General features: G+C 71.4%; 7 protein-coding genes. 2 read left to right on the top strand and 5 right to left on the bottom strand.

Annotated features, from left to right (window positions below; all coding sequences use genetic code 11):
* Positions 1-342 precede the first annotated feature (342 nt).
* From ARTB_RS21275 to ssd, 3 genes are all read right to left on the bottom strand, one after another.
* Positions 343-1,077, bottom strand: a complete 735-nt coding sequence (locus tag ARTB_RS21275; RefSeq protein WP_043437054.1) for a hypothetical protein — start codon at positions 1,075-1,077, stop codon at positions 343-345.
* 161 nt (positions 1,078-1,238) lie between these two features.
* On the bottom strand, positions 1,239-2,579 hold the full coding sequence (locus ARTB_RS21270) for a TadA family conjugal transfer-associated ATPase (RefSeq protein ID WP_439954159.1): 1,341 nt from the start codon (positions 2,577-2,579) through the stop codon (positions 1,239-1,241).
* On the bottom strand, positions 2,576-3,691 hold the full coding sequence (ssd, locus tag ARTB_RS21265) for a septum site-determining protein Ssd (RefSeq protein ID WP_243182268.1): 1,116 nt from the start codon (positions 3,689-3,691) through the stop codon (positions 2,576-2,578). Before ssd ends, ARTB_RS21270 begins: the two co-directional genes overlap by 4 nt.
* A 134-nt stretch (positions 3,692-3,825) precedes the next feature.
* Between ssd and ARTB_RS21260 the strand changes: the two genes are divergently transcribed.
* The gene (locus ARTB_RS21260) at positions 3,826-5,568 is read left to right on the top strand and encodes a bifunctional 3'-5' exonuclease/DNA polymerase (protein ID WP_243182267.1); all 1,743 of its coding nucleotides are present in this window, start codon (positions 3,826-3,828) and stop codon (positions 5,566-5,568) included.
* 142 nt (positions 5,569-5,710) lie between these two features.
* The gene (locus tag ARTB_RS21255; protein WP_308197265.1) at positions 5,711-5,971 is read left to right on the top strand and encodes a YegP family protein; all 261 of its coding nucleotides are present in this window, start codon (positions 5,711-5,713) and stop codon (positions 5,969-5,971) included.
* A 51-nt stretch (positions 5,972-6,022) separates the two neighbouring features.
* On the opposite strand, the gene ARTB_RS21250 is transcribed toward ARTB_RS21255, so the two are convergent.
* Both ARTB_RS21250 and nth read right to left on the bottom strand, forming a co-directional pair.
* Positions 6,023-6,703 (bottom strand): NUDIX hydrolase, encoded by a 681-nt coding sequence (locus ARTB_RS21250; protein WP_028278263.1) that lies wholly within the window; start codon positions 6,701-6,703, stop codon positions 6,023-6,025.
* The gene (nth, locus tag ARTB_RS21245) at positions 6,700-7,470 is read right to left on the bottom strand and encodes an endonuclease III (RefSeq protein ID WP_243182269.1); all 771 of its coding nucleotides are present in this window, start codon (positions 7,468-7,470) and stop codon (positions 6,700-6,702) included. Before nth ends, ARTB_RS21250 begins: the two co-directional genes overlap by 4 nt.
* Positions 7,471-8,211: the final 741 nt, after the last annotated feature.

Raw genomic sequence — 8,211 nt, 5'->3', positions numbered from 1 at the left:
GGGAGTGGAGGGCGAGACACAGCGGCCGGAGGGTGCCCGCCGAGCGGGGGTGACGGGGGGGCGGCCACGGGGCGGGGCGCCCGTACAGCCGGGTCTCCTCTAGCAGGGGTGCCGCCGAGCGTTTCCAGCAGCTGGGCGGGATCCCGCGGGGCGGGGGAGCCCGGCGGGCGGGCGGGGGGGCCGGCGGGGCGCCGGGCGGCCCCGCCAGCAGGCGCCCGAAGCTGGCGCCGGAGCCGCCGGCGGACACGGCCCGGGCGGGCGAGGACGACGGCGGCTGCCCCGGCAAGGCTCGCTGCCATCACGAAACCGGCAAGTTCGGGCCTCACGGCGACGACCGCGGCGTCACGTTGGTGCTTCCGCCGCGGCGCGGACGAGCCTTGCGGACCACAACCGGCCGACGGCGGTCAGCGCCACGCCTGCGGCCAACGCCGCCAGGCCCCAAGGATTTCCCAGCAGTGTGGCTACCGGGTCCACGCCGAGCAACAGGCCGAGGCCCAGGCCCGACAGGGGCAGCCAGGTCAGCAGACGAACGGTTGCGCGGGGCCCCGCCAAGGCCGTCTGCCGAGCCGCCTCGGCGTCGTCCTCCGTTTCAAGGTGGGCGGCAAAGCGCGCCAGGACATCGGCCAGGGGGCAACCGCTGGCTTCAGCGGTGTCAAAACATGCGGCGAGCTCGCCCCACACGCGCACGTCGCGGCGGGCCCGGATGCCGACGGCACCCCCGGTGACCGTGATGACGGCGCCCGCACCGGCAGAAACCGCGGAGACCTCGCGGCGGATGGCCGCGGCCACGGAGGACCCGCGCCGGGCGGCGGCACGCGCGGCTGCGAGGATCCTGCGGGACTCCGGGCCGAGGACCGTTCCGGCGCCGTTTGCGCCGCGGGGCTGGCCGGCGCTGTGAACTGCCGCCTGGGCCGCCGGCCCGTCCCGCGCGGCGTCACCGCCGTAGAGGGCCCACAGTTCATCCCACAGCCGGGCGGGGATGCGCCCTCCCTTCAGCAGCGCGGCCAACTGTTGGACCAGGACTGTCATGGGGACGGCCCCGGCATCGGCGGATCCCCCGCCGCGCCAACGGGTCATGCCCCCGACGGCTCGTCCTGGGCGTGATCCCGGCGACCCGTAGGCCGCGGGAGCTCGCGTGCCCGCGGCGTGCAAGGCCCTGCAGGTACGATGGCCGGCCGCGCGCGGGGTGGGAAAGGCCAACCACACGGCCAGGACCGAAACGACGATGAGGAAGACGGTCATCGCCGCGGCCAGGGCTGGAGGGATTCGCGGCCGGAACCCGGCGTCCGTCCTGCCGGCGGGGCCGCCTGCAGTTCGGAGGGGTCCGCCCCGGCCAACCCGGGATCCAGGCCGAGACGGCGCGCCAGCAGCGGCCAGGCTCCGCCGAAGCGGAGCTCGCGCTGTTGGATCTCCAGTGCGGCGGCGACAACCAGGCCCGAGTCTTGGACCTCCATGATTCCAATGCTCGCCACTTGGCGGCCCGATTCAGTCCGCTCGACGTGCACGACGACGTCGATGGCGCTGGCGACCTGCAGCCGTACAGCGTCCTGGCCCATGCCGGCGAGCGCGCCGAGGGCCGCCAGCCGGGCAGGCACAGCCGCCGCCTCATTCGCGTGGATGGTCCCGCCGCCTCCGGTGTGTCCGGTGTTCATCGCCGAGAGCAGCTCGCGGACCTCGGCGCCGCGGCATTCGCCCACCACCAGCCGGTCCGGCCGCATCCTGAGGGCCTGGCGGACCAGTTCGCCCAAGTCGACGGCACCACCGCCTTCCAGGTTTCCGTGCCGGGATTCCAGCGAGACGACGTGCGGGTGGACGGGATTCAATTCTGCGGCGTCCTCAATCAGGACGAGTCTCTCCCCGGGGTGGCACAATCCCAGCAGCGTCGCCAGTAACGTGGTCTTCCCCGAACCGGTGGCCCCGCTGATGAGGAAGCTCAGCCTGGCCGCCACCATGCGTTCGAGTACTGACTGGACCAGGCTCCCGGGCGTCCCGGCCCCGAACATGCCGGCGCGCTTCAGCTCTGGCATGGAGAAGACCGTGGCCCGGCGGATCCGCACGCTCAGGAGTGTCCCGGCCGTGGAAATGGGCGGCAGCACCGCGTGCACCCGGTAGCCGCCGTCGAGCCGGACATCGACGCATGGCGAACCGTCGTCCAGGCGGCGGCCACCGGCTGCCACCAGCCTCGCGGCAAGGGCGCGGATCTGCGGTTCCCCGGAGAAGACGACCGGCACCTTTTCCAGACCGCTGCCGCGGTCCAACCAGACCGAGTCCGGCCCGTTGACAAAGATGTCTGTCACGGCGGGATCGCGGGTGAGGGGTTGCAGGGGGCCCAGGCCGTTCAATTCCGCGCTGATGCTCTCCACTGCGGCCAGGGCGCCGGCCGTGCCGAGCAACCGCCCGCTCGCCTGGACCGCAGCCGCGACCCTTGAGGGGGTCACCGGGGAGGCATCGGCCATGACGGACTCGCGCACGGACTCCAGCAGCGTCTGGTCGAGAAATCCCTGCGAGCGGCGGCGACCCGGTGCCCGCCGGGCCGGACGTTCCGGTCCGGCCGGTTCTGCGGCCGCGTGGGCACTCATGAGTCGCCTCCGCCGTTCAGCTCAAGGAGTCCGGCCGCGAACCGGCGGACGGCGCGGTGCCGGCCGGTTTCGAGAAGGCGGCCGAGTTCCGTTGCCCCGGCCAGATCCCTGATGTCCGGCATGATGCCCTGAAGGACAAGCCCCACGGAGCCGGCGATCAGCGGCGCATCCAAAGCGGCGCCGCGACTGGCCCGGACCACGAGCGCAGTGTCCACGGGTGGAAGCTCCTGCAGCAGCCAGGCCGTGGCGACGGCGGCCCGCAGCCGGGCGGGCGCCACGACGATGATCCGGTCGCATTCGCCGGCGAAGGCCCGCAAAGCTTCCCGTTCCCGGCCGATATCCAGCACCACCAATTCGCAACCGCGGCGGGCGGCGTCAAGAACCGCGGCTACGGTGGTCGCGTCCACCCCGGCGGCTTTGTCACGGGTTCCCGGCCACGATAGGAAGGAGAATCCACCGGCGATCGGCAGCGACTCCTCCAGCTGGGCGGGGTCGATACTGCCGCTCACCCCGGCCAGATCCGGCCAGCGGAGCCCGTGGGTTTCCTCGGCGGCCAGCGCCAGTTCCAGGCCCCCGCCCCGGGGGTCGCCGTCGATCAGCAGCACCCGGATCCCGGCCCCGGCGGCGGCCTGCGCGATCCAGATGGCGGCGGTCGTGGCCCCGGCACCGCCGCAGCCGCCGGTGAGACCCAGCACCAGTCCGCCGGCTTCCGGGGCGCGGGACCGGCTCAGGTATTCCGCCAGCCAGGCGGCGGCGTCCGGCAACACCGCGACGCGTTCGGCCCCGACGGCGGCGGCCAGATGCCATAACCCTTCCCCGTCACCTTCGAGGCCGATCATCACAGCCGGGGGCCTCCGCCGGGGCGGCAACCCGCGGATGTCGCTGCCCACCAGCACGGCGGCCGCGGCGTCCCAGAACGGCGCGGCCTCGGCAACGTCCTGCACCGTCCGCAGCTGGCCCCCGGCTGCTGCGACGATGCGTTCCACCTCGCCGCGCAGCACATCGGCGCCGGTTACGAGCAGGATTTCCGCGGAATCCCCGGGGGTCCAGGGCTCATGCGCCCGCGGCGGCGGTGGCGGTGAGCCTGGACCACGGTGCTGGTGCCTGTTCATGCTGCCACTGTGCCCGGGCCGAGACCGCAGCGGAACCGCCGTCGTGGGCTATGTGGACAACTCCGGCGTCTTTCCTGCACCGCGGCCGGCGACCGAGCACGGACCACGTCCCGGAGCAGGGCAGAATTGACCCTATGTATCTGCTGCTCGCTGCCCACGCCGACGGCGCGGCACTGCAGCACCTCACGGCCGATGGCGCCCCCGAACCCTCCGATCCGGAACCCCGCGTGGTCAGGCCCGGCGCCCTCGCCGGAATTGTGCGCGAACTTGAGGAGCGGCACCCGCGCTGGATCTGGCACCGTACTCAGGACTGGTATCCCGCGTTGCTGCGCGCCGGGGTGGAACTCGAGCGCTGCTACGACCTCACCTTGTGCGGTTCGATCCTGGCCCACTCGGAGTTCACCGCCCACACCGGCTACGCGCAGGCGGCGGAGAAGCTGACCCAGGACGACGAGCTGCACCAGCCACCGCGGGGGCTGCAGCCTCCTGCCCCGCCGCCGGAACAAGGGGCCCTGTTTGATGCCCCGGCCTCCGGCCAGCGTCCCGGCCAATCCCTTGAGGCTCTCCGGGCTGAGTACGCCGCGCAGCAGGAGGCCCTTCGCCAGGCGGGACCTGCGCCCGGAACCGCCTCCGGCACGGTCATCGTCCCTGACGCCGGCCGGCGCCAACGGCTCCAGCTGCTGCTCGCGGCGGAATCCGCCGGAGCCATGATCGCCGCCGAAATGCAGCACACCGGCGTCCCGTGGCGGGAGGAACTCCACGAGCAGATTCTCGCGGAACACCTCGGACCCCGCCCGGCTCCCGGTCAGCGTCCGGCCAAACTCGAATCGCTCACGGCCGAACTAAGGCTGCTGCTGAAGTCGCCCGCGCTGAACCCGGACTCCCCGCAGGAGCTCATGCGCGCCCTGCACCGCAACGGCATCGAAGTGAAAACCACCCGCCAATGGGAGCTGAAAGAATCCAGCCACCCCGTGATCGTGCCGCTGCTGGCCTACAAGAAACTGGCCCGTCTTCACGCGGCCAACGGCTGGGCGTGGCTTGATACCTGGGTGAAGCACGGCAGGTTCCAGCCTGAGTACGTGGTGGGCGGCGTGGTCTCGGGCCGGTGGGCGTCGCGGGGCGGCGGGGCGCTGCAAATCCCGCGCCAGGTCCGCGGCGCGGTCCACGCCGATCCCGGCCACAAACTGATCGTTGCCGACGCCTCGCAACTGGAACCGCGCGTGCTCGTGGCGCTGGCCCAGGATTCCAAAATGGCCGAAGCCGCCCGGGACAAGGACCTCTATGCCGGCATTGCCGCCCAAGGCTTCGGCGGCGACCGGGCGAAGGCGAAGGTGGCCCTCCTTGGGGCCATCTACGGGGCGACCACGGGCGAGTCCGGCCGGCTGATGCCCCAGCTGGCCCGCACCTACCCCCGCGCCGTGGGCTTCGTCGAGCAGGCTGCCCGCGACGGCGAAGCCGGCAGGACCGTGACTTCGCGCCTGGGCCGGAGCAGCCCGCCGCCGTCGGAGCGCTGGCTGCAGAGCCAGCACTCCACGACCGCGGAAGAACAGCGCCGGGCGGACTCGATCGCACGCTCTCGCGGCCGCTTCACCCGAAACTTTGTGGTCCAGGGCTCGGCCGCCGACTGGGCGGCATGCTGGCTCGCGGAACTGCGACGCCGGCTTCGCGCCATACGGGCGGACGGCGCAGCTGCCGGCGAACTGGTGTTCTACCTCCACGACGAGGTGATGGTGCACTGCCCCGAAAGTGCGGTCGCAGATTGCATCAAAGCGATCGAAGACTCCGCAAATGCCGCGAAAGAGCTCTTGTTCGGCCGCATTCCGGTGGAATTTCCGGTCAGCGTGGCCGTCGTCGACTCGTACGACAACGCCAAATGAGTGACCGAAGTCACCGCCTGTAACGTACCCGTCGGTAGCGTTGTGTGTGCTCCGTCACCGGGCTACTCTCGGAAAGGCCGGTGATTTCCCGTACGATCCGCCGGCTATTGCAAAGACGCAAGGATATTGGGGAGGCACAGGTTTGGCTGGCATTTTTGAGATCGCGCAAGCTGGCGACAAGGCTTATTTCTTCAGGTTGACGGCGGCGGATGGCACGGTAGTGGCCGTGTCCCCGCTCTTCAGCTCCATCAAGAGCGCAGCGGCGGGCATCAACGCCGTGCGCGAGAACGCCGCGACCGGCCTGGTTGTGGATCATTCCGGCGCTCACAGGCGGGTCGCCTCCAGCAGGTCGGGAGGACGGGCGATGGCTCCTCTGGCGGGCAGCCCGGTGGCTGCCGGCTAGGCGGCTGCAACCCCGTTGCTGCCCGGCCGGCAGGCCGGCGCTGTGCGGGCTTCACACATCAATTCCGTAGAGCCGCGCGCGGTCCCACGGCACGGCCCAGCCCAGCTGTTCAAAAAGCTGGTTCAGGATCATCCCGGTAAAACCCCACACCACGACGCCGTTGACGGTGAAGGCTGGGCTCTGGAATGTCTGGCCGGCCCGGCTGACCGTGGCCATCACCCGATTGTCCGGGTCCAGCAGGTCCCTGACCGGGACCCGGAACACCTGCGCGGATTCACCGTAGTCGACCACCCGGACCGGCGACTGGGCAGCCCACCAGGCCAGGACCGGTGTGACCAGGAAATTGCCCCGGGGCAGGGCCAGTTCAGGCATCACGCCGAGCACGTCCACCCCCGCAGGGTTCAGCCCAGTCTCCTCCTCCGCCTCGCGGAGGGCCGCGCCTACCACGGACTCACCTGGATCGATGCCGCCGCCGGGAAACGCCACCTGCCCGGGATGGTCCTCCAGCGTTTGGGCCCGCTGCAGCAGCAGCACGTCCAAATCGGCCGGAGCCAGCAACTTCTCGGACACTGCGGGGACATTGTCCAGCGCACCAAAGAGCATGAGCACCGCTGCCCTACGGATCCGCTCGCCGGGTTCGACGGCGAGTTCCCGCCAGCGCGGATCCGGGGCCGGCGCCGTGCCCGCCTCCACCGCGGCAACGAGGTCGACGAGGTCCTGGCGCGCGGTCACGGCTGTTTCCTCTGCGATTCCATCCGGATTTCCGCGGCGCGGTGCGTCTCGGCCAGCAGCCGGGCCAGCAGTTGCTCCTGGCCCGGGGCGAGTTCGTACTTCAGCAGTTTCTTTGCCTTCTCCGGATCGGTTTCCCCCATGCCATAGCTGGGGCACCAATTGGCCACCGCGCAGGCGCCGCACGCCGGCTTCCGGGAATGGCAGACGCGGCGGCCGTGAAAGACGACGCGGTGCGAGAGCATGGTCCAGTCCTTCGGCTCGAACAGCTCAGCGACGTCCGACTCGATCCGGACCGGATCATCCGACTCGGTCCAGCTGAAGCGCCGGGCCAGCCGGCCGAAGTGGGTGTCCACCGTTATGCCCGGAATGCCGAAGGCATTGCCCAGCACGACGTTCGCGGTCTTCCGCCCGACGCCGGGCAGCGTCACCAGGTCCGCGAGCCGGCCCGGCACCTCGCCGTCGTACTCGTCCACCAGCCGGGTGCACAGCGCCAGGAGATTTCTGGCCTTGGCACGAAAGAAGCCGGTGGGCTTGATAATGGCCTCCAGCTCGGCCGGATCCGCCTCCGCCATCCGCCGCGCATCCGGGTAGCGCGCGAACAGCAGGGGCGTGATCTGGTTGACCAGCACGTCCGTGGTCTGCGCGGACAGCACGGTGGCTATCACGAGCTCGAACGGCGTGCGGAAGTCCAGCTCCGCGTGGGCATAGGGGTACTGCTCCGCGAGTTCCCGGTTGATCCGGCGCGCGCGGCGCTTGAGCGCCAGCATTGACTCCCCCGACGCCCGCGGCGCACCCGGCTTGGCGCTCCCCGGGATCGGGGTGCCGGATTCCGGGCTGCCGGATTCCGTGGTCACGGCGGCGGACTAACCGCGTTCGATGTTGCTGAGGTCCCGCAAAAGGCCGAGCCGGCCGTCGGTGTGCTGGACCAGGAACTCGTTGCCGCGGTCCTCCAGGGCAAGGACCCAGCCGCCGGGTTCAATGACGAACGCCGGGGCACCGGTGCGCACATCGACGGCGGTGCGGGGCTGCGCGACGGCGAACCAGAAGGCCTCGTGCACGGGGTGGACATCGTCCTCCGCGGGCCGGCTGGCGGGATCAACGGTCGCGCCGATGGGTTCCTGCGGCCGAGCCTGTTCCTGCGGCCGGACCTGGGGGTTGACTGTAGTGGGGGCGCTGCCGCCGGTGGCGGCCGGCACGCCGGCGGCCTGGGTCTGTTCCGCGGCGGGAGCCGTCTGTGCAGCGGCACCGGCGGCGGCGGCACCGGCGGCGGCAGCAGGGACGCCGGCGGTCCGGGTCTTGTCCGCGGCGGACGGAGCAGACTCCGGAGCCGGGGCCTGCGTCGGGGCCGTCGATGAATCCGTAGATGCCGGGGCAGCCGGGCCGGCGGCCGGCACAACGCCCGAGATCTGGGTCTCCGGTGCACCGGAGACCGCAGCGCTGGGGGCTGCCGCGGACGCCGCACCCACCGAACTGTCTCTTATACACATCTCCGAGCCCACGAGACCATT

The organism is Arthrobacter humicola, from assembly GCF_022803015.1.
In the GTDB taxonomy this organism is placed as follows: Bacteria; Actinomycetota; Actinomycetes; order Actinomycetales; family Micrococcaceae; genus Arthrobacter; species Arthrobacter humicola_A.
Note: the sequence above shows the minus strand (reverse complement) of the source record. Positions and strands in the feature narration are given on the sequence as shown.